The organism is Aquamicrobium terrae, assembly GCF_040545735.1.
GTDB classification, from domain to species: Bacteria; Pseudomonadota; Alphaproteobacteria; order Rhizobiales; family Rhizobiaceae; genus Mesorhizobium; species Mesorhizobium terrae_A.
Genome location: NZ_JBEPML010000013.1, coordinates 1 through 21,007, shown reverse-complemented (window position 1 = coordinate 21,007; position 21,007 = coordinate 1). Strand labels below are relative to the sequence as shown.

The window sequence follows — 21,007 nt, the reverse complement described above, 5'->3', positions numbered from 1 at the left end:
CTATCTGGTCAGGATAAGCTTCTCGGCATTGCCGGCGATCTCCTCGAACGCCGCCTTGAGTTCGTCGCCATTCGCCGCCCGGTAGAAATGCCGGATACCGCCCGCATCCGGCGTGGCGCAGGACTGCATCAGGCCAAGATATTTGTCCTCCAGCATGAAGCCGACGGTGAAGATCTCGATCCCGTTCTCCTTCATCCGCTTGCAATGCTCCAGCGCCGCATTGGTGGAAAGCGCCTCCTGCCCCGAACGCGTGGAACCGTGGGCCCGTACCCCCGCATAGCCGGCGTTGAACTCGCCGTCGGTCATCAGCACGGCGATCTTCTTGGCCTGATTGTCGTTGTAGTTCAGCGGGCCGGAGCCGGGCTGCGCCGCCTCGAGCGTCGAGCGCCAGGACGGCGACAGCAGATACCGGGTCCACTGCACGCCGATATGGCCGGCCGTGCCGCCATCTGCCCGGAAACCGTCGATGGCGGCAAGCAGCCTGCTCCTGTCGGTGGTCATGGGAACCAGCGCGGCGGCGGGGCACAGCACGAGCCTGTCGTCGCGATTGACCATGGCCGTCACCGGCCCCGCATCCGAATAGTCGATGCCGTTGCCCGTCACGTTCTTCCGCTCCGTCGAGCAATTGTCCTTCGCGGCAACGCCGCGCGGCGCGTTGAGCGAGGGCGGGGCGTCGGCGCTCCCAATGCTGTCGTCCGCTTCATGAAACACCGTATGGGCCAGCACGCCCGTGTTGACGCCTTCCGAATAGGGTACGAGGCCGACCCGCACGCGCCCGTTGCTGGCGGCGTTCATGTCGAGGAAGATGTTGACCGCTGCCGCCGATGCGTCGCGCAGGTCCTTGATCTTGTTCGTCCTGTTGCGCGTGTTGGCCTTCATCGAGCCGGTCACGTCGAGCATCATGACGACCTCGATGCGCTTGTCGGAATAGAGGGCTGCTCCCTCATTGTGGATGCGCTTCACATTGCTCCGGCCGAACAGCGGGAAATAGAGCGGCACGTCGACATAAGCGCTCGCCGTCACCGTCCTGGCGGTACGGTCGACGACCAGACGGTCGAGCACGATGCTGTCCCGGGCGAGAATCCCGCCGGCGCTGTTGGCGGCAAGGAACGTCATCACCCGTTCGCGCGCCTCCTCCTCCGTCGCATTGCCGGTTGTGAGGTCGCGCGCGGTGGAGGTCACGGCCGCGTCGACCGCCGATTGCAGCGCCGACCTGGCATTCATGAGCTGCGCCGTGTCGACGGCAAAACCGACCGCCAGCGCCAGCATCGTCGACGCCAGCGCGAAGATCATGGCGAAGTTGCCGCTGCGATCCTGCCCGAAACCGGCAATTCGGCCGCGAATGTCCCCAAGTCTCATTGCTGCCTCCGCTTGAAACGGCTTCGAAGCCGCCATGAAAGGCAAAGCAGGTTTCCGGCCGGATCGGCCCTGTTCGGCGCCGGGGGGCAAAGGCCGTGGCGCAAGCCCTTGTTTCTAAATCATATGATTGCCGGCGATGGTAAACCGGGCATAAACGGCGAGCCCTCCCGGCCATTCGGCATTTACCGGTCAGTAACCATGAAATGACGGATCATCGGCCTCTGTCCGGAAACGGAACGGCGGCACCGTGCCGAAACGGGTCAGGAAGACCGGCCGTCAGAAATCGCTGGTCAGACCCTTCACTTCCCAGTCACCGTAGCGGCCGGGTTCCATGCCGCCGCGCCCGCCAAGTTCCTTGGGACGTGCCGCCTCCGCCGCCTTATAGGCCTTGCGGCGCTCGGCCGCCTCCTTCAGCGCCCGCTCGGCCGCGGGGCTCAGCGCCTTGCGCTCCGGGCTTTCCGCCGGTCCGTTGCCCTCTTGATCCGTCATGTCCGTCCTGCCAAATGGATTGAAAGCTGGCTTTTCGCTTCCCATCATATAGCGAAGCCTGCGCGAGGGATCGACCCTTTGCGTGAGGGCACAGGGAGTATCGGATGAACACATTGCGCACCGCCATGCTGCTGGCCGTCATGACGGCGCTTTTCATGGGCGTGGGCTATCTGATCGGTGGCTCGGGCGGCATGATGATCGCGTTCCTGATCGCGGCGGCGACCAACCTGTTCAGCTACTGGAACGCCGACAAGATGGTGCTGGCCATGCACCGGGCCGTCGAGGTCGATGAACGCAATGCGCCCGAATACTACGCCATCGTGCGCGAGCTTGCCTCGCGCGCCGGGCTGCCGATGCCGCGCGTCTACCTGATCGACAATGCCCAGCCCAACGCCTTCGCCACCGGCCGCAATCCGCAGAACGCCGCCGTCGCCGCGACGACCGGTCTGTTGCAGCGCCTTTCGCCGGAAGAGGTCGCCGGCGTGATGGCGCACGAGCTTGCCCATGTGCAGAACCGCGACACGCTGACCATGACCATCGTCGCCACGCTGGCCGGCGCCATCTCCATGCTCGGCAACTTCGCCCTGTTCTTCGGCGGCAACCGCGAGAACAACAATCCGCTCGGCTTCATCGGCGTGCTGGTGGCGATGATCGTGGCGCCTTTCGCCGCCATGATGGTGCAGATGGCGGTGAGCCGCACCCGCGAATATGCCGCCGACCGGCGCGGCGCGGAAATCTGCGGCCGGCCGATGTGGCTGGCTTCCGCCCTTGACAAGATCGCCCGCAGCGCCGAACGGATCCACAATCCGGATGCCGAGCGCAATCCGGCGACCGCCCACCTCTTCATCATCAACCCGCTTTCCGGCGAGCGTATGGACAATCTGTTCTCCACCCACCCCGACACGGGCAACCGCATCGCCGCCCTGCAGGCGATGGATGCCGAATGGGGAACTTCCGGCGGCGGCGGCGCGCGCCAGCCGGCTCCCCGCAATGCACCCCGCCCCACGCCTCCATCCGCAGAGCAGGATGCCGGCCCGTGGGGCGGACGTACGCAAGCCGGCTCCCAGGCTGAGCCCCAGGCCGAACCGCCGACCGAGCCGCAGCCGAAATCCAACCCATGGGGCCGCAATCCCACCGGGCCGAAAGGCCCCTGGTCGTGAAGCCGGCAGAACCGGCGCGAAAGCGGCATCCCTCCAGCAAGGACAGGCCCCACCCGGCACCGGCCTCGGTGCCGGGCCTTGCCGCGCGCAAGGCGGCGGTGCGGCTGCTCGGCGCGGTCATCGACGCCCGCACGCCGCTCGACGGGCTGACCGACAACGAGCACGGCCATCCGCATTATATGGCGCTCGACATGCGCGACCGCGCACTGGTGCGCGCCATGCTGGGCGCGGCGCTCCGTCATCGCACGACCATCACGGCGCTGCTGGCGAAACGGCTGCAAAAGCCGCTGCCCGCCAATGCGACGGCGCTTGCCCACATTCTCCATATCGCTGCCGTCCAGATCCTGTTCCTCGACGTGCCGGACAGCGCCGCCGTCGACCTCGCCGTCACCCACGCCAAGTCGGACCCGCGCACCCAGCGCTTCGCCGGGTTGGTCAATGCCGTCCTGCGCGCGCTGACCCGCGCCAAGGAACAGGAACTCGGAACAGCACTTGCCGCCACCGACGATGCGCCGGACTGGTTCGCCGCGCGGCTGGCACAGGCCTACGGCATCGGCGAGGCGCGCGCCATCCTTGCCGCGCACCGCCTCGAGACGCCCTTCGACCTCACGGTGAAGGCCGAGCCGCAGATGTGGGCCGAACGTCTCGGCGGCATCGTCCTGCCCACCGGCACGGTGCGGATCGAGCGCCTCGACAGCGCGGTCACCGAACTGCCCGGCTTCGAGGATGGCGAATGGTGGGTGCAGGACGCCGCCGCCGCCCTGCCGGCGCGGCTGATGGGCGACATTGCCGGCCGCAAGGTCGCCGACCTGTGCGCCGCCCCAGGCGGCAAGACCGCCCAGCTCATCCTTGCCGATGCCGACGTCACCGCCGTCGATGCCTCGCAAAGCCGCCTGAAACGCCTTGCCCGCAATCTCGAACGGCTCGGGCTGAAGGCCACTGTCGTCCACAGCGACCTGATGGACTTTGCGCCGCCGGAGCTGTTCGACGCGGTGCTGCTCGATGCGCCCTGCTCCTCCACCGGCACGGTGCGCCGCCACCCGGACGTGCCATGGACCAAGACGCCCGAAGACATCGCCAGGCTGGCCGCCCTCCAGCGCCGGCTGCTCGACAGGGCCTTCACCCTCATCCGTCCCGGCGGCATCGTCCTGTTCTCCAACTGCTCGCTCGACCCGCTGGAAGGCGAGGAACTGGTCGCCGGCTTCCTTGCCGACACGCCCGGGGCAGAACTGGACCCGGTCTCGCCGCAGGAAATCCCCGGCATCGCCGGCTTCGTGACGGCCGAGGGCATGCTGCGCACCACGCCCGCCGGGCTCGACATGGGGTCGCCCGCGCTGTCGGGGCTGGACGGTTTCTTCGCCGCAAGGCTGAAGAAGCGCGGCTAAGGCCGGGCACCTGCGCGCCTGTGCAAGCCTCCACTTACGAAAGCATGTGGACAGAATGCACCCGCCCCGGTTGTGCAGGTTTGAATTCGTCTTCGCATAACCTATTGAATCGCATAGTTTGTAAGTGAAACTGAGGCCTCGGAAACAGCATTGGCACCCGCCGCCGCAGATATGACACGCCTGTGGGCACTGGTCGCGCGGGCGTTCTGGCGTAACGCGCGCCGGCATCTGCGTGCCGGGCCGGCCTATCGTTGGCGCTATTCCGGCCGCACTCCCGAACGGGTGCTGATCGCCCCGCCGGACCTGCGGCTGGCCGATCCGCAGATCGCCATGGAGATCTATTACGGCCGCTTTCCGCTTTCGGGGCGGCTGGTCGAGACGGGCGGCGAATCGCCGTTCAAGATCGAGGTTCACCACCGGGGCTGGCAACGTTCCCTGCACGGGTTTCGCTGGCTGCGCCACATGCGCGCCGCCAGCACCGACCTTGCCTCGGCCAATGCGCGGGTGCTGGTGAAGGACTGGATCGCCGCGCATGGCAGCCACATTTCCGGTGTCGCGTGGGAGCCGGGCGTGACCGCCAAGCGCATCATTGCCTGGCTCCAGCATTCCTCCGTCGTGCTGCAAGGGGCGGAGCTTGCCTTCTACCGCGCCTACCTCAAGTCGCTGGCCATGCAGATCCGCTATCTGCGCTCGATGGCCCGCGAGATGCCGGGCGGCAAGGACCTCCTGCGCGCCCGCATCGCGCTGGCCTTCGCCGCCCTCTCGCTGCCGGTTCCCGCCTCGGCGCTGCGCAACGCCAGCCGCAATCTCGCCGACGAACTGGACCGCCAGATCCTGCCCGATGGCGGCCATATCTCGCGCAATCCGCTGATGGTTCTGGAATTCCTCGCCGACCTTCTGCCGCTGCGCCAGACATATGCCAACCAGGCCGAGCAGCCGCCCGCCGCCCTGATGGGCGCCATAGACCGCATGCTGCCGGCATTGCGCTTCTTCCAGCACCAGGGCGGCAGCCTTGCCTGCTTCAACGGCATGGGCGCCACCGTGCAGGACCGCATCGCGGCCATATTGCGCCATGACGACACGGCCGGCGCGCCGCTGCTGCACGCGCCCCATTCCGGCTATGAGCGGCTGTCGATCGGCGACGTCACCGTCATCGCCGACACCGGCGCCCCGCCGCCGCTCGACGTCGCGGGCGCCGCCCATGCCGGCTGCCTGTCGTTCGAGCTGTCGTCGGGCCGCCACCATTTCATCGTCAATGCCGGCGTCGACACCTATGGCGACCCGGAGTTCCGGCCGCTGGCCCGCGCCACCGCCGCCCATTCCACGGCCACGCTCAACGACACCTCCTCGGCCCGCTTCAGCCATTCCTCGCGCCTGTCGAGCCTTGTCGGCTCGCCCCTGGTCGGAGGGCCGCAGCATGTCGACTGCGAGCGCCGCGACGGCCCCGACCGGCACGGCTTCCTCGCCCGCCATGACGGCTATGCGCAGCGCTTCGGCCTTGTGCATGAGCGCGAGCTGATCCTGATGAGCGGCGGCGGCACCCTGGTCGGCCGCGACAGCTTCCTGCGAAGCGACGGCAGTCCCCCCCGCGACGACGGGCAGGACCTGGTCACCATCCGCTTCCACATCCACCCCGACATCAACCTGTTCACCGATTCCGGGGGCCATTTCGTGCTCGCTTCGGATAATGGCGATGCCTGGATGTTCTCCTGCACCGACGTCGCGCCGCAGGTCGAGGAATCGATCTATTTCGCCGGCATCGCCGGCCCGCGCATCAGCCGCCAGTTCCTGCTGTCCTTCCATGCCTCGGCTCTGCCGGAGGTGCGCTGGCGGCTGAAAAGGGTGCGGCTGGCCGGGGCCGCCCTCCACCGCTGATACGGCACAGGACGGTCCGGGAACGATTCGCACGTTTGATTCGCCGCCCTCATGTGCTAGGGCGCGGCCATCTTCCCGCAACATGAAGGGCCGCGCGCATGGCTGTCGCCTCCAAGAACATTCCCGCTCCCGATCTGGTGCCGGTGCGCCGGGCCCTGCTCTCCGTCTCCGACAAGACCGGCCTCGTCGATTTCGCCCGCGCTCTGGCCTCAGCCGGGGTCGAGCTGGTCTCGACCGGCGGCACCGCCAAGGCCATCGCCGAAGCGGGCATTGCGGTGCGCGACGTGTCGGACCTGACCGGCTTCCCCGAAATCATGGACGGCCGCGTCAAGACGCTGCATCCTTCCGTCCACGGCGCCCTGCTCGGCATCCGGGACGACGCGGACCATGTCGCGGCGATGCGCGCCCACGGCATCGAGCCGATCGACCTGGTCGTGGTCAATCTCTACCCGTTCGAGGAGGTGCGCGCCTCCGGCGCCGGCTATGCCGCCATCGTCGAGAACATCGACATCGGCGGCCCGGCCATGGTGCGCGCCTCGGCCAAGAACCACGCCTATGTCGCCATCGTCACCGATCCGGACGACTATGCCGCCGTGCTCAACGCCATGGAGCTGAACACCGGCTCACTGTCGCTGGATTTCCGCAAGCGGCTGGCGGCAAAAGCCTTCGCCCGCACCGCCGCCTATGACGCGGCGATCTCGGGCTGGTTCGCCGAGGCGCTGGAGATCGAGCACCCGGCCTGGCGTGCCTTCGGCGGCCGGCTGGACAGCGTCATGCGCTATGGCGAGAACCCGCACCAGCAGGCAGGCTTCTACCTCACCGGCGACAAGCGGCCGGGCGTCGCCACGGCCCGCCAGTTGCAGGGCAAGCAGCTCTCCTACAACAACATCAACGACACCGACGCCGCCTTCGAGCTGGTGGGCGAGTTCGATCCCGCCCGCACCGCCGCCGTCGCCATCATCAAGCACGCCAACCCCTGCGGCGTTGCCGAGGGAGCGACGCTGAAGGACGCCTATCTCAAGGCGCTCGCCTGCGATCCGGTCTCGGCTTTCGGCGGCATCGTGGCGCTCAACGGCCTGCTCGACGCGGAAGCCGCCGAAGAGATCGTCAAGACCTTCACCGAAGTCATCATCGCCCCCGAGGCCAGCGAGGAGGCGCAGGCCATCGTCGCGGCCAAAAAGAATTTGCGCCTTTTGGTGACCGGCGGCCTGCCCGACCCGCGCACGGCCGGCATGCTGGTCAAGTCGGTCGCCGGCGGCCTGCTGGTGCAGGGCCGCGACAACGCCGTCGTCGACGATCTCGACCTCAAGGTGGTGAGCCGGCGCGCGCCTAGCGAAGCCGAGATGGCCGACATGCGCTTCGCCTTCCGCGTCGCCAAGCATGTGAAGTCGAACGCCATCGTCTATGCGAAGGACCGCGCCACGGTCGGCATCGGCGCCGGCCAGATGAGCCGTGTGGACTCCTCGCGCATCGCCGCCCGCAAGGCACTGGATGCGGCCGAGGCCGCCGGCATGGGCGAGCCGCTGACGAAAGGTTCCGTCGTGGCTTCCGATGCCTTCTTCCCCTTCGCCGACGGCCTGCTGGCCGCGGTCGAAGCGGGAGCGACCGCCGTCGTCCAGCCGGGCGGCTCGATGCGCGACGACGAGGTGATCGCCGCCGCTGACGAGCACGGCATCGCCATGGTTTTCACCGGCACCCGCCATTTCCGGCATTGATCATGCTGCCCCGGCCGCGAAGGCGGGGGGGCAGGACGTCAACGCCCTTTCCGGTCCGCCGGATAGGGCGTGCCGGCCAGCAGCGCCATGCCGGCGACGAGGAACAGGATGATCATCGCCATGCCGAGGCGCGGCGAGCCGCTGAGCGCCGTGACCGTGGCCACCAGGAAGGGGGCGGCGAAGCTCGTCACCCGCCCGGCCAGCGCATAGATGCCGAAATAGCGGCCGGCTTCCTCGGCCGTCACGCTGCGCGCCATGTAGGAGCGCGACGAGGCCTGCGCCGGGCCGAAGGCGACACCGATCAGCAGGCCATAAAGGATATAGGCCTTCTCGGCCGCCGTGCCGAACAGCCCGCCCGGATCCTCGACGGAAAGCGGCAGCGCGCCGAATAGCGTGTAGCCCGGCCCGGTCGAGACGATGCCCACCGTGGCTATGGTCAGCAGCACCAGCGCGACCATCACCACGACCTTGGAGCCGAGCGCGGTGTCGAGCCGCGCCGCCACCCAGCAGCCGAAGATGGCGACCACGTTGAGGATGATGCCGAACACGCCGATTTCGGTGATCGACCAGCCGAACATCGCCGCTGCAAAGGCGCCGCCGAGCACGATCAGCGCATTGACGCCATCCTGGTAGATCATGCGGGCGACGAGGAAGCGGAAGATGCCGGGACGTTGCCGCACCTCGCCCAGCGTCGCCTTCAGCTCGGCAAGCCCCCTGCGCACCGCCGGCGCGATGGGAATGCCCTTCGCCGCATCGGGAGTAAACAGGAACATCGGCAGGATGAACACCAGATACCACAGCGCCGAGAGCGGGCCGGTGGCGCGGGCATCCTCGCCCAGCACCGGGTCGAGCCCGAACAGCGGCTTGAGGCCGGCGATGGTGAGGCCCGTCTCCGGCGAGCCCGCCATCAGCGCCACGACGAAGATCAGCACCACCATGCCGCCCAGATAGCCAAGCCCCCAGGCCATGTTGGAGACGCGGCCGATCTCCTCCTTCGGCACCAGGCGCGGCATCATGGAATCGTTGAACACGGTGGAGAACTCCGCCGCCACCGAGGCCAGCGAGAACACCGCCACCACCCAGAACAGGCTTGAGCCCGGCATCGCCAGCCACAGCAGGCAAAGGCAGGCGATCTTGATCGCCGCGAAGAAGCCGATCCACGGCTTGCGCGGCCCGGTCTGGTCGGCGATGGCGCCGAGCACCGGCGACAGGATGGCGATAGCGAAGCCGGCCGCGGCGACGCCATAGCCCCAGGCCGCCTGCCCGGCGGCCGGGTCGCTCGCCATGCGCGAGACGAAATAGGGTCCGAAGATGAAGGTGGTGACCACGGTGAAGAAGGGCTGCGCCGCCCAGTCGAACAGCATCCAGCCCCGGATGCCGGCACGCGATGCCTTGCGCGCCCCAATATCGGTTTCGGTCATGCCCTCTCCACTTGCCTGCCAGCGCGCCATGTCTGCATGTTTTTCATCATGGTGCAAAAGATGAATGACGGTGGCGGCACAGGGCAATACGAGGAGAGGATGGTGACGGCCCGCGGCGTTGCATGGCAACAGCCGGAAAAAAGAACAGCCCCGCCTGAAACTCAACTACCCCCCTCAGGCGGGGCTTTGCCAGAATAGCCCGTCCGCAAGCTGGCGAGACAAGGATTACCGGATCGGCACCGGAAGCGATGTGAACGGTTTCACGTTCGCACGGAAAAATGGCCGGCCCGGCAAAAAGGCCGGGGCGATGCCGCCCCGGCCTCCGGATCGATGTCAGGCTCCCTGAAGATAGGGCAGTATCTCCATCGTGCCGCGATAGATCATCTCGCCCGCCACGTAGAGGATGACGATCAGGCCGACATAGGCGATCCAGCGGTGCTTCTGGAGAATGCCGGCGATGAAGCTTGCGGCAATGCCCATCAGGGCGATCGACAGGACCAGGCCGAAGACCAGCACGCCGGGGTGCTCGCGCGCGGCGCCCGCGACGGCCAGCACATTGTCGAGCGACATGGACACGTCGGCGATGATGATCTGCCAGGCCGCCTGGGCGAAGGTCTTGCGCGGCGCGGTGCCGGCGACTGTGCCGTCCTTGTCGACGTCCACATCGGTGAGCGCCTCGACCGCCTGCGTCTCATGGCCGTGGTTCTGCTGGAGTTCGCGCCACATCTTCCAGCACACCCATAGCAGCAATATGCCGCCGGCAAGCAGCAGGCCCACGATCTGCAGGAGTTGGGTGGTGGCGGCCGCAAAGCCGATGCGCAGCACGGTCGCGGCAATGATGCCGATGAGGATGGCCTTGGCGCGCTGGTCCTTCGGCAGGCCGGCAGCGGCCAGGCCGATGACGATGGCGTTGTCGCCGGCAAGCACCAGGTCGATCATGATGACCTGAAACAGGGCCGTTAAGGCTTCAGGCGTGAAAAATTCTGTCATTCTGCACCCTTGCGTTCAGCTTGGGCGATCTGGCTCGCAAACGACCGCTGCCGGACCGAAGTCCGCGCAAAGCGTCACTTGCTGATTGGAGTGGAAGACATCTTAGCCAGGCCGCCGGATTGAATTCCAGTCCGACATCGCAGCCATGGAGACTGCCAGAGGGGCCCGGCCTGGTGGCGCATGCCTACGTCAGCGCTTTTCGAAACGCAAGGAGAAATTGTGTCCGATAAGAAGCCGCCGGCCCGTTCCAGACCGGCGGCTGCTTCATGAAACGGACAGCGAAACGCCGTCAGGCGCCCCGCGGAACCGAGAGATCGCTCATCAGCCCGGCGGCGACGGACAGGCGCGACACCGAGATGTCGCCTCCCTCGGTCAACGCCTGCAGGCGCTCGCGGATGGCGGCGATGTGCTCGCCGCCGGCGTCCAGCCATGCAGCGACCGGATCGTCCGCTCCGGCATATCCGGTCAGCGCTGCCACGGCGATGCCGCGCCGCGCCGCGTCGATGGTGTCGGTGGCGCGCGACAGGGCGAGCTGGTCGTAATAGTCGGACGGCGAGATCGCATGCGCGGCATCCTCGATGCGGGCGATGCGGAAGGCCTCGCTGACCGCGAAGAACGCCCGCGCGCCCGCAACGATGTCGGCGCCGGCCATGCGCGCGGTGAGCACGATGTCGGGCACCAGATCGGCGAACTCCGCCAGCGCCAGCCGTCCGGCAAGGTGCTCGGGAACGCCCTGCGCGACAAGGTCGCTGTGCGTCGCCTCCACCCGCTCGCGCGAAATGGCCGGCAGCAGTTCGCGCAACTTCGGCTCCAGCACCGCGCGTGCCTGCTTCAGGGCAGCGATGCGCTGGACGAGGTCGCCCGTGCCGGTCTCGTTCTTCAGGTACCAGCCGCAATTCACATAGATCAGCCGGCTGACCGTCTGGTAGAGGCCGAGCTGCAATTCGCCGTCGATGCGGTTGTCGAGCGCATCGATCTCGCCATAGAGCGCCGGCAGTTCGAACCCTTCGCGGATCAGCGCGAAGGTCAGCATCACGTCGGCCGGGCTGCGGCCGGTGGTCTCCATCAGCCGGTTGACGAAGGACGGGCCGCCGCGATTGACGAGGTCGTTGGCGAGCACGCGGGTGATGATCTCGCGCCGCAGGCGGTGGCTGCGGATTTCCTCGCCGAACTTCTCCGCCATGGCGTCCGGGAAGTAGCTCATCAAATCTTCTTCGAAATGCGGATGGTCCGGCACCTCGGAAGCGACGATGTCGCTGAACAGCACGATCTTGGCATAGGCGAGCAGCACGCCGAGTTCAGGCCGCGTCAGCGGCTCGCCGCGCGCCTCGCGCTCGGCCAGCACCGTTGCCGAGGGCAGATTCTCGACCACCCGGTCGAGCAGGCCGCGGCTTTCCAGCGCCGCCATGAAGCGGGCCTGATGCGGCATGTCGGCCAGGCCGCGCCGGCGGGCGAGCGACAGCGCCAGCGTCTGCTGGTAGTTGTTGGCCAGCACCAGCCCGGCCACCTCGTCGGTCATCTTCGCCAGCAGCTTGTCGCGCGCCGGCCGCTCCAGCGCGCCCTTGCGCATGGCCGCCGCCAGCGCAATCTTGATGTTGACCTCGACGTCCGAGCAGTTGACGCCGCCGGAATTGTCGATGGCGTCGGAGTTGTTGCGCCCGCCGCTAAGGGCGTATTCGATACGCGCGCGCTGGGTCATGCCGAGATTGGCACCCTCGCCGATGACCCTGGCGCGCACCTCGCCGGCATTGAGGCGGATGGCGTCGTTGGCGCGGTCCCCCACCTCCTGGTTGGTCTCGCCGGCGGCCTTGAGGTAGGTGCCGATGCCACCGAACCACAGCAGGTCGACCGGAGCAGCCAGAATGGCGCGGATCACCTCGACCGGCGTCGCCACCGTCTTGGCGATGCCGATGGCCGCCGCCGCTTCCGGCGTCAGCGTCACCGACTTCTGCGAACGCGACACGATCATGCCGCCCTTGGAGAGCTTGGACTTGTCATAGTCCTGCCAGCTCGAGCGCGGCACGCCGAACAGGCGCTGGCGCTCGGCGAACGAGGAGGCCGGTTCCGGATCGGGATCGATGAAGATGTCGCGATGGTCGAAGGCGGCGATCAGCCTCGTCTGTTCGGAGCGCAGCATGCCGTTGCCGAAAACGTCGCCCGACATGTCGCCGACGCCGACGCAGGTGAACGGCGTCGCCTGGATGTCGCGGTTCATCTCGCGGAAATGCCGCTTCACCGCTTCCCAGGCGCCGCGCGCCGTGATCGCCATGCCCTTGTGGTCGTAGCCGGCCGAGCCGCCGCTGGCGAAGGCGTCGTCCAGCCAGAAGTCGTGGGCCTTGGAGATGGCGTTGGCCGTGTCGGAGAAGGTCGCCGTGCCCTTGTCGGCGGCGACGACGAAATAGGGGTCGTCGCCGTCATGGCGCACCACGCCTTGCGGCGGGATGACCGCATCGGTGCCGATATTGTCGGTGATCGACAGCATGCTCGACACGAAGTTCACATAGGCGGCCCGGCCGGCCTCGAACACCGCGTCGCGGCTGCCGCTCGCCGGCAGGCGCTTGGGATAGAAGCCGCCCTTGGCGCCGACCGGCACGATGACGGCGTTCTTGACCTGCTGTGCCTTGACCAGCCCCAGCACCTCGGTGCGATAGTCCTGGGCGCGGTCCGACAGGCGCAGGCCGCCGCGCGCCACGGGGCCGAAGCGCAGGTGCACGCCCTCGACCTCGGGCCCGTAGACGAAGATCTCGCGCCACGGCCGCGGCTCGGGCAGCCCGTCGATGGCCCGCGGGTTCAGCTTGAAGGCCAGCGAATGGCCGCGCTCGCGCTTGTCCTTGACGAAGTGATTGGTGCGCAGCGTCGCTTCGATCAGGTTGAGATAGCGGCGAATGATGGTGTCGTCGTCGATGTTGGGGACGTCTTCCAGCGCATCCTTGATCTTGGCCTTGAGATGGCGCGCCGCCACCTCGTCGCCCTGCGGCGAGACGGGATCGAAACGCGCGACGAACAGCGAATAGAGCCCGCGCGCGATCTCGGGATAGCGGTTCAGCGCCGCCGCGATGAAGTCCTGGCTCTGCGGGATGCCGGCCTGCTGGAGGTAGCGGCCATAGGCGCGCAGCACCAGGATCTCGCCGGCCGCAAGGCCAGCGGTCTGGGCCAGTGCATTGTAGCCGTCATTGTCCATCTCGCCGTGCCAGACGGCGAGGAAGGCCTCGTCGAACAGCGCCCCGCCGTCGGACAGGTCGACCGGCTTGCCGTAGGCGCTCTCCAGTTCCATGTCGTGGACGAACACCTTGTCGGTGTCGTCGCCCGAGACTTCAAACGTGCGTTCGCTGATCACCCGGAAGCCGAGGTTTTCGAGGATCGGCACGCGCTGCGACAGCGCCACCGGGCAGCCATGGTGGTAGATCTTCAGCGAAGCCTGTTCGGACGCCTGGCCGGTGTCGCGATAATAGTCGATGACGATGGGGTTGCCGGCATCCATGGTGGCGATGCGTGCGGCATCGACCAGCGCCACCTCCGGCGTGAAGCTGTTGCGGTAGTTCTGCGGGAAGCGCCCGGCGATCGCCGCCACCTGCGGATCGGCCCCCCCCGGCCCGGCCGCCTCGCGCAGCGCGTCTTCCCAGGTGCGCACGATATCGCGGATCGCCGCCTCGATTGTCGCCTGCTCGACCTTGGGCGTCTTGCCGCCGGAGCGACCGATGATGAAGTGGATGCGCGCCAGACCGCCGGCCGGGAAGGCCGGATAGTAGGCCGACACGCGCCCGTCGAAGACCGTCTTGAGATAGGCGCCGATCTTTTCGCGGACTTCCGAATCGTAGCGGTCGCGCGGCACGAACACGAGCACGGAGACGAAGCGGTCGAACTGGTCCGTGCGGATGAGGGCGCGCACGCGCGGCCGGTCCACGAGGCCGAGGATCGCTTCGGAATGCTTGCGCAGCAGCGGCACCGGAATCTGGAACAGCTCGTCGCGCGGATAGCTTTCCAGCACGTTGATGAGCGCCTTGCCGGCATGGTCGTGCGGGTTGAGGCCGGACTTCTCGATCACCGTCCCCGCCTTGGAGCGCAGATAGGGGATCTTCATCACCGAGCGCGTATAGGCGGTGGAGGTGAACAGGCCGACGATGCGCAATTCGCCCGCCAGTTCGCCCGTCTGCGTGTAGGTCTTGACCCCGACATAGTCGAGATAGATGCGCCGGTGCACGGAAGACTTGGCGTTCGCCTTGGTCACGATCAGCGGTTCGGGGCCATGCAGGAAGGCGCGGATTTCCGGTGTCGTCGTCACCGCCTCCGTGCCGCGGCGCAGCACCAGCACGTCCGGATCGGTCAGGATGCCGAGGCCCGCCTTGTCGGCCAGTTCCAGCGTGCCGCTCTCCTCGCCGCCGCTGTATTTGTACTCGCGCATGCCGAGGAAGGTGAAATTGTCGTCACGCAGCCATTCGAGGAAAGCGATGGCTTCGGTCACCGCCTCCCGGTCCAGCGGGATCGGGGCATAGCGGAATTCGGTGATCGCCTGGTCGAGCCGGGCCAGCATCGGCTTCCAGTCATGCACGGCGGAGCGCACCTGCTCCAGCGTCCTGGCCAGTTTTTCCGCCAGCGCGCCCTGCTCCTCGGCGCTCATGCGCCCGACATGAACCTGGATGACGCTCAGCCGGTCGCCGTCCTTGTCGCCCTTGTGCGAGCCCGTATCGCCGAGGATTTCGGCCACGCCGGAAGCGCCGTAGCGAACATTGAGAACCGGGTGGGTGACGAAGGACGCCTCGCCCACCGTCTCGTTGATCTCGCCGATGACGGAATCGAACAGGAACGGCATGTTGTCGTTGACGACGGTTATCACCGTCACCGGGCGGCCCTGCCGCGAGACGCCCGAATCGGGCGCAATCGAGACCGTGCTTTCGCCCTTGCGATGCCCGGCAACCGCCTTTTCGGCCAATGTCGCCGCGCGCTCCAGGTCGGCCCGGTCATAGGCCGCGACATCCTCGTCCGGGGCCCGCGCCAGAAGATAGTCCAGAAGCCGTTCCTTCTTGCCCGATGCGCCCGCCGCACCGCCCTTGCCGGTGGCCGGCTTGCCGGATTCGGCTTTCTGAATGGCCATGATACGCTTTTCCCTCCTGGCGAAATAACGGCTGTATGATGGTAGCAGATGGCTGCTTTTTGACGACGGTCCCTGGACCGATCGAAATTATGAACTGGAACGTAGGGTGATGCCTGTCACGAGCGCCCGGCGATTGCGGCGGCGGCGCCGGCCATGGTCGCGGCACCGATGCGGTTGGCGATCTGCATCGCGCGCCGGCTCTTCAGCAGGCGGCGTGCCTGCGCCGCCGTCAGCGCCCATGAAAGGTCGATCACCACCAGCACGATCACCATGGTCAGCGTCAGTTCGAGCCAGCCGAGCAGGGTGACGGATTGGAGGTCGACGATGGTCGGCAGCAGCGCCAGGTAGAACATCATGATCTTGGGATTGCCGAGCGTGACGGCCATGCCGGTCAGGAACAGCTTCAGCGGCGAACCCGCCTGCGGCAGCGATCCGCCCCCGGTCTCCACCGGAGCCGTCCACATTTTCCAGGCGAGATAGAGCAGATAGCCGACCCCCGCCCATTTCAGGGCGAGGAAGGCGAGATGGAAGGTCTGCGCCACCACGGCAAGGCCGAACACCGCCAGCGACAGCCAGACGGCCTCGCCGACCCACATGGCGAGCAGGAAAGGGAGAACGCCGCGCAGACCGCCGGAAATGACACGTGCGACCAGTGCCGCGACCGATGGCCCCGGAGACCCCGCGGCGACGAACAGCGCCGCAGCGAAAATGAACAGAGAGGTCAGGTCCATTGCGCAAGCTCCGCGAGCCTTTCCGCCTTCCTGCGAACACGGAAACGCTCAATCTCCTGTTTCACGCAACTCCGGGCAGAACACCGGTTTCCGCCATCTCTGGAATTGCCCCCCAGCCGACGCGCGCCATCATAGCCATTTGCCGCGTACTGGCCAGACGCGATCTTGCTCTTAAATCGATAAGAAAAACCCGGCGCCAATGGCACCGGGCTTTTTTCTGTTCAGAACGTCGTTTCGGGCCGAGCCTCGCCAGAACCAGCCGCGAAAGCGGCGGTGCGGCCGTGAGCGGCAATCAAGCCGCGCCGGCCACCTTCTGCTTCTCGAAGCGCTTGCGCTCGTTGGGATCGAGATAGAGCTTGCGCAGGCGGATCGACTTCGGCGTCACCTCGACCAGTTCGTCGTCCTGGATCCAGGACAGCGCCCGCTCCAGCGTCATGCGGATCGGCGGCGTCAGCTTGACGGCCTCGTCCTTGCCGGCGGCGCGGATGTTGGTGAGCTTCTTGCCCTTCAGCACGTTCACTTCAAGGTCGTTGTCGCGGGAGTGGATGCCCACGATCATGCCCTGATAGACCTTGACGCCGGGATCGATGACCATCGGCCCGCGATCCTCCAGGTTCCACAGCGCATAGGCCACGGCCTCACCCTGTTCGTTGGAGATCAGCACGCCGTTGGTGCGGCCGGCCAACTCGCCCTTGTAGGGCTGGTAGGAGTTGAACAGGCGGTTCATCACCGCGGTACCGCGCGTGTCGGTCAAAAGCTCGGACTGGTAGCCGATCAGGCCACGCGTCGGAGCCAGGAAGACGAGGCGCTGGCGGTCGCCGCCGGAGGGGCGCAGCTCGATCATCTCGGCCTTGCGCTCGCTCATCTTCTGCACGACCACGCCGGCGTGCTCCTCGTCCACGTCGATGACGACTTCCTCGATCGGCTCCAGAAGCTGGCCGCTCTCGTCCTTCTGCATGACGACGCGCGGGCGCGACACGGCCAGCTCGAAGCCCTCGCGGCGCATCGTCTCGATCAGCACCGAAAGCTGCAGCTCGCCACGGCCCGACACATAGAACGAATCCTTGTCGGCCGATTCCTCGATGCGCAGCGCCACGCTGCCCTCGGCTTCCTTGAGCAGGCGGTCGCGGATGACGCGGCTGGTCACCTTGTCGCCCTCGGTGCCGGCGAGCGGCGAGTCGTTGACGATGAAACTCATGGTCACCGTCGGCGGGTCGATCGGCTGGGCGACCAGCGGCTCGGTCACCGACGGATCGCAGAACGTGTCGGCCACCGTGCCCTTGGAAAGGCCGGCGATGGCGACGATGTCGCCCGCCTGCGCCTCTTCGATGGGCTGGCGCTCGATGCCGCGGAAGGCGAGGATCTTGGACACGCGGCCGGTCTCCAGCAGCGAGCCGTCATGGTGCAGCACCTTCACCGTCTGGTTGGGCTTCAGCGTGCCGCTCTCGATGCGGCCGGTGATGATGCGGCCGAGGAACGGGTTGGCCTCGAGGATGGTGCCGATCATGCGGAACGGACCGTCGCCAACATTCGGCGCCGGCACATGGTCGAGCACCAGGTCGAACAGCGGCGCCAGTCCCTGGTCCTTCGGGCCTTCCGGGTTGGCGGCCATCCAGCCGTCGCGGCCGGAGCCGTAGAGGATCGGGAAGTCGAGCTGCTCGTCGGTGGCGTCGAGCGCCGCGAACAGGTCGAACACCTCGTTGATGACCTCGTCGGCGCGCGCGTCCGGCCGATCGATCTTGTTGATGGCGACGATGGGGCGCAGGCCCACCTTCAGCGCCTTGCCGACCACGAACTTGGTCTGCGGCATCGGGCCCTCGGCGGCGTCGACCAGCACGATGGCGCCATCGACCATGTTGAGGATGCGCTCCACCTCGCCGCCGAAGTCGGCGTGGCCGGGCGTGTCGACGATGTTGATGCGCGTGTCCTTCCACTCGACCGAGGTGGCCTTGGCGAGGATGGTGATGCCGCGTTCCTTCTCGATGTCGCCGGAATCCATGACACGTTCGGCGACGCGCTGGTTGTCGCGGACCGAGCCCGACTGCTTGAGGAGCGCATCGACCAGCGTCGTCTTGCCGTGGTCAACATGCGCGATGATCGCGATGTTACGGAGCTTCATAGGTGTCTTCTCTGGGGTGCTGACGGCGGCGGCCGAAACGGGGTCGACCGCCCGCGCCATCATTTTCGGTTGGCGCGCTCATACAGGTTTTTTCGCAATTGCGAAAGTGCGGGCGCCAAAGAAATCGCCGGTTACCCTTTGTTAAGGGGCGGGATGCGATAAATTTTCGTTAACCAAGGGTGCCTTCTGCCCTTTCCGAAAGGCGATTGGACATGACCAGGCCGACTGTATCGCGAACCGGACCCCATTATATCGCGCTGGGCCTCGCCACGCTGTGCATGGCCGCCGTTCTGGCGGGCGGCGTCGCCCATTCCATGGCCACGGCCAAGGAAACCGGCGCGGACAAGATGCTGTCGGTGACCGCCGCCCAGCAGCTGTTCTCCGACGCGCCGGACGGCGTCGACCCGATGGTCACCGGGCCGGTCAGCGCCGCCTTCGAAAAGCGACAGCGAGAGGCCGGCTGCGCCGAGGCAGTGTGGCCAAATGTGCCCCTCTCCTGCTACCCCGGCTGAACCCGCCTTCGATCAATCAGGCCGGCTGCGGCTCCGGATCGAATTCCGGCTTGCTGGTGTCGATCAGAAGCGAGATGCAGGCCGCCGCAAGGCCGGTCAGCCCGGCGATCAGGAAGGCCAGTTCGTAGTCGCCCTGCAACTCGTGCATGATGCCGCCGAAATAGGCGGCCGCGGCGGCCCCCACCTGATGGCCGGCCACCACCCAGCCGAACACCAGCGGGCCGGCGGCATCGCCGAAACCTTCATTTGAGAGGCGCAGCGTCGGCGGCACGGTGGCGATCCAGTCGAGCCCGTAGAAGATGGCGAAGACGATCAGGGCGGTGGCCGAAAAGCCCGAATAGGGCAGGTACATCAGCGACAGGCCGCGAATGCCGTAATAGATGAACAACAGCTTGCGCGGGTCGAAACGATCGGTCAGCCAGCCTGACAGGGTGGTGCCGATCAGGTCGAACACGCCCATCAGCGACAGCAGCCCGGCCGCCTGGATCTCGGTGATGCCCATGTCGCCGCAGAAGGCGATGAGGTGGGTGCCGACCAGCCCGTTGGTGGTGAAGCCACAGATGAAGAAGGTGGCGAACAGATACCAGAAGGTGCGCGTGCCGGCAGCCCGCTTCAGCGTCGACAGCGTGTGGACGAAGAAATTTCCGCGCGCCGAGGGCGGCACCGGCGGCGCGTCATCGGCAGTGGCGCCATAGCGCACCAGGCCGATCGAGGCAGGCCGCTCGGGCACCAGAAACCAGACCAGCGGCAGCAGGGCGGCCGTGGCGATGGACACGGTGAGCGCCACCGGCCGCCATCCGCCGGATTGCGCGAGCGCCGCCAGCAGCGGCAGGAACACCAGCATGCCGGAAGCGCTGGACGCCGACATCAGGCCCATGACAAGGCCGCGATTGGTCTTGAACCAGCGATTGACGATGGTGGCGCCGAGCACCGTCGCGACCGCCCCGGAGCCGATGCCGGACAGGATGCCCCAGGTCAGCACCATGTGCCACGGCTGCGTCATCCACAGGCTGAACGCCGTAGCGCCCGACATGAGGATCAGTGCGGCCAGCAGCACCCGCCTGAGGCCGATGCGCTCCATCAGCGCGGCGGCGAACGGCCCGGCAAGGCCATAGAGGAAGATGCCGATGGCGGCGGCGAAGGAAATGCTGTCGCGCCCCCAGCCGAGGCTTTCCTCCAGAGGCAGCATCATCACCGCCGGGGCGGAACGCAGACCGGCCGCGATCAGCAGGCACAGGAAGATGACGGCGACGACCACGAAAGCGTAGCGCTGGCCAAAGGGAACAGATCTGCCTATCATGTAACTGACCGGTACGTTTCAACCCTGCAAGCTGTACGTACCGATCGGTAACATTGTCAAGTGAACTTCGCTGATGGCACACGACAACAAAATTGAAGGCCACGAGGCCGAAAGGGATCGCCACCCGGCAGCGGCCGAGAAGATCCTCGACGTCGCGCGCGACCTGTTCTACCGCCAGGGCATCAGGGCGATCGGCGTCGACGAGATCGTCAGGACGGCCGGCGTCGCCAAGCCCAGCCTCTACCGCGCCTTCTCCTCCAAGGACGAACTGGCCGCTTCCTATCTGAGGCGATACGACCGCGAATTCTGGGAGCGGTTCGACAAGGCGGTAACGGCTCATCCGGGCGACCCGCGCGCCCAGATCCTCGCCTTCCTGACCGGCGTCGGGGAACGCACGCAAACGCCGTCCTACCGGGGCTGCGGCATGACCAATGCGGCGGTGGAATATCCTCAAGCCGACCATCCGGCCCGCAAGGTCAGCGAGGACAACAAGCGCGAATTGCGCCGCCGCCTGCGCGAAATGGCGCGCGGCATGGGTGCCGCCGACGCCGACACGCTGGGCGACGGCCTGCTTCTCCTGATCGAAGGCGCCTATATTTCAGGCCAGCTCTTCGGGGCCGGCGGCCCGGCGCGATCGGTGGCCCGCAATGCGGCGTTGCTGATCGATGCGAGCGTGGTGAAGCCGGGCGCTTAGCCCTGCCCCGCCGGGCGTTCGTCGAGGTTCCGGCATGGATCCCGGCTCGCGGTCGCTTCGCTTCCTTGACCGTCATCAACTCTGATGGTTTTGATTGTCTCTGAGCCTTGCGTTGAGGGTTATGATGATCTTTCGCATGGTCGCTGCGATTGCGAGGATCGGTGG

At 66.8% G+C, this 21,007-nt stretch carries 14 protein-coding genes; 6 read left to right on the top strand and 8 right to left on the bottom strand.

What is annotated here, in order from left to right; translation table 11 throughout:
- Both ABID37_RS17485 and ABID37_RS17480 read right to left on the bottom strand, forming a co-directional pair.
- On the bottom strand, positions 1–1,359 hold the full coding sequence (locus ABID37_RS17485) for a vWA domain-containing protein (protein ID WP_354197093.1): 1,359 nt from the start codon (positions 1,357–1,359) through the stop codon (positions 1–3).
- A gap of 276 nt (positions 1,360–1,635) precedes the next feature.
- On the bottom strand, positions 1,636–1,848 hold the full coding sequence (locus tag ABID37_RS17480) for a DUF1674 domain-containing protein (protein ID WP_354197091.1): 213 nt from the start codon (positions 1,846–1,848) through the stop codon (positions 1,636–1,638).
- A 104-nt stretch (positions 1,849–1,952) separates the two neighbouring features.
- Between ABID37_RS17480 and htpX the strand changes: the two genes are divergently transcribed.
- From htpX to purH, 4 genes are all read left to right on the top strand, one after another.
- Entirely contained in the window at positions 1,953–3,008 is a 1,056-nt protein-coding gene (gene htpX, locus ABID37_RS17475) for a zinc metalloprotease HtpX (RefSeq protein WP_354197089.1), read from the top strand.
- A complete protein-coding gene (locus tag ABID37_RS17470) occupies positions 2,999–4,393 on the top strand; it encodes an RsmB/NOP family class I SAM-dependent RNA methyltransferase (protein WP_435521582.1) in 1,395 nt (464 codons plus the stop codon). The genes htpX and ABID37_RS17470 overlap by 10 nt, the downstream gene beginning before the upstream one ends.
- A gap of 150 nt (positions 4,394–4,543) precedes the next feature.
- Positions 4,544–6,268: a heparinase II/III family protein gene (locus ABID37_RS17465; protein ID WP_354197085.1), complete on the top strand. Its 1,725-nt coding sequence runs from the start codon at positions 4,544–4,546 to the stop codon at positions 6,266–6,268.
- Between the two features lie 98 nt (positions 6,269–6,366).
- Complete coding sequence (gene purH / locus ABID37_RS17460) at positions 6,367–7,983, top strand: bifunctional phosphoribosylaminoimidazolecarboxamide formyltransferase/IMP cyclohydrolase (protein WP_354197083.1); 1,617 nt, start codon at positions 6,367–6,369, stop codon at positions 7,981–7,983.
- Positions 7,984–8,021: 38 nt separating this feature from the next.
- On the opposite strand, the gene ABID37_RS17455 is transcribed toward purH, so the two are convergent.
- The 5 genes from ABID37_RS17455 to typA all read right to left on the bottom strand — a co-directional run bounded on the left by ABID37_RS17455 (position 8,022) and on the right by typA (position 18,336).
- Positions 8,022–9,404, bottom strand: a complete 1,383-nt coding sequence (locus ABID37_RS17455; RefSeq protein WP_354197081.1) for an MFS transporter — start codon at positions 9,402–9,404, stop codon at positions 8,022–8,024.
- A gap of 333 nt (positions 9,405–9,737) precedes the next feature.
- The gene (locus ABID37_RS17450) at positions 9,738–10,394 is read right to left on the bottom strand and encodes a TerC family protein (RefSeq protein ID WP_354197079.1); all 657 of its coding nucleotides are present in this window, start codon (positions 10,392–10,394) and stop codon (positions 9,738–9,740) included.
- 289 nt (positions 10,395–10,683) lie between these two features.
- Positions 10,684–15,486: an NAD-glutamate dehydrogenase gene (locus tag ABID37_RS17445; RefSeq protein WP_354197077.1), complete on the bottom strand. Its 4,803-nt coding sequence runs from the start codon at positions 15,484–15,486 to the stop codon at positions 10,684–10,686.
- A 116-nt stretch (positions 15,487–15,602) separates the two neighbouring features.
- Positions 15,603–16,217, bottom strand: a complete 615-nt coding sequence (locus tag ABID37_RS17440) for a LysE family translocator (protein WP_354197075.1) — start codon at positions 16,215–16,217, stop codon at positions 15,603–15,605.
- Positions 16,218–16,509: 292 nt separating this feature from the next.
- A complete protein-coding gene (gene typA, locus ABID37_RS17435) occupies positions 16,510–18,336 on the bottom strand; it encodes a translational GTPase TypA (protein WP_354197073.1) in 1,827 nt (608 codons plus the stop codon).
- Positions 18,337–18,548: 212 nt separating this feature from the next.
- Between typA and ABID37_RS17430 the strand changes: the two genes are divergently transcribed.
- Entirely contained in the window at positions 18,549–18,848 is a 300-nt protein-coding gene (locus ABID37_RS17430; protein ID WP_354197071.1) for a hypothetical protein, read from the top strand.
- Between the two features lie 16 nt (positions 18,849–18,864).
- Here ABID37_RS17430 and ABID37_RS17425 read toward each other — a convergent pair whose 3' ends face one another.
- Positions 18,865–20,148: an MFS transporter gene (locus ABID37_RS17425; RefSeq protein ID WP_354197069.1), complete on the bottom strand. Its 1,284-nt coding sequence runs from the start codon at positions 20,146–20,148 to the stop codon at positions 18,865–18,867.
- 73 nt (positions 20,149–20,221) lie between these two features.
- Between ABID37_RS17425 and ABID37_RS17420 the strand changes: the two genes are divergently transcribed.
- Positions 20,222–20,842: a TetR/AcrR family transcriptional regulator gene (locus ABID37_RS17420; protein ID WP_354197067.1), complete on the top strand. Its 621-nt coding sequence runs from the start codon at positions 20,222–20,224 to the stop codon at positions 20,840–20,842.
- The last annotated feature ends 165 nt before the right edge of the window (positions 20,843–21,007 follow it).

Bases quoted from the DNA above. Each gene is read 5' to 3' on its own strand.
- ABID37_RS17485 (WP_354197093.1), bottom strand. From the start codon at position 1,359: ATGAGACTTGGGGACATTCGCGGCCGAATTGCCGGTTTCGGGCAGGAT.
- ABID37_RS17480 (WP_354197091.1), bottom strand. From the start codon at position 1,848: ATGACGGATCAAGAGGGCAACGGACCGGCGGAAAGCCCGGAGCGCAAG.
- htpX (WP_354197089.1), top strand. From the start codon at position 1,953: ATGAACACATTGCGCACCGCCATGCTGCTGGCCGTCATGACGGCGCTT.
- purH (WP_354197083.1), top strand. From the start codon at position 6,367: ATGGCTGTCGCCTCCAAGAACATTCCCGCTCCCGATCTGGTGCCGGTG.
- ABID37_RS17455 (WP_354197081.1), bottom strand. From the start codon at position 9,404: ATGACCGAAACCGATATTGGGGCGCGCAAGGCATCGCGTGCCGGCATC.
- ABID37_RS17450 (WP_354197079.1), bottom strand. From the start codon at position 10,394: ATGACAGAATTTTTCACGCCTGAAGCCTTAACGGCCCTGTTTCAGGTC.
- ABID37_RS17445 (WP_354197077.1), bottom strand. From the start codon at position 15,486: ATGGCCATTCAGAAAGCCGAATCCGGCAAGCCGGCCACCGGCAAGGGC.
- ABID37_RS17440 (WP_354197075.1), bottom strand. From the start codon at position 16,217: ATGGACCTGACCTCTCTGTTCATTTTCGCTGCGGCGCTGTTCGTCGCC.
- typA (WP_354197073.1), bottom strand. From the start codon at position 18,336: ATGAAGCTCCGTAACATCGCGATCATCGCGCATGTTGACCACGGCAAG.
- ABID37_RS17430 (WP_354197071.1), top strand. From the start codon at position 18,549: ATGACCAGGCCGACTGTATCGCGAACCGGACCCCATTATATCGCGCTG.
- ABID37_RS17425 (WP_354197069.1), bottom strand. From the start codon at position 20,148: ATGATAGGCAGATCTGTTCCCTTTGGCCAGCGCTACGCTTTCGTGGTC.
- ABID37_RS17420 (WP_354197067.1), top strand. From the start codon at position 20,222: ATGGCACACGACAACAAAATTGAAGGCCACGAGGCCGAAAGGGATCGC.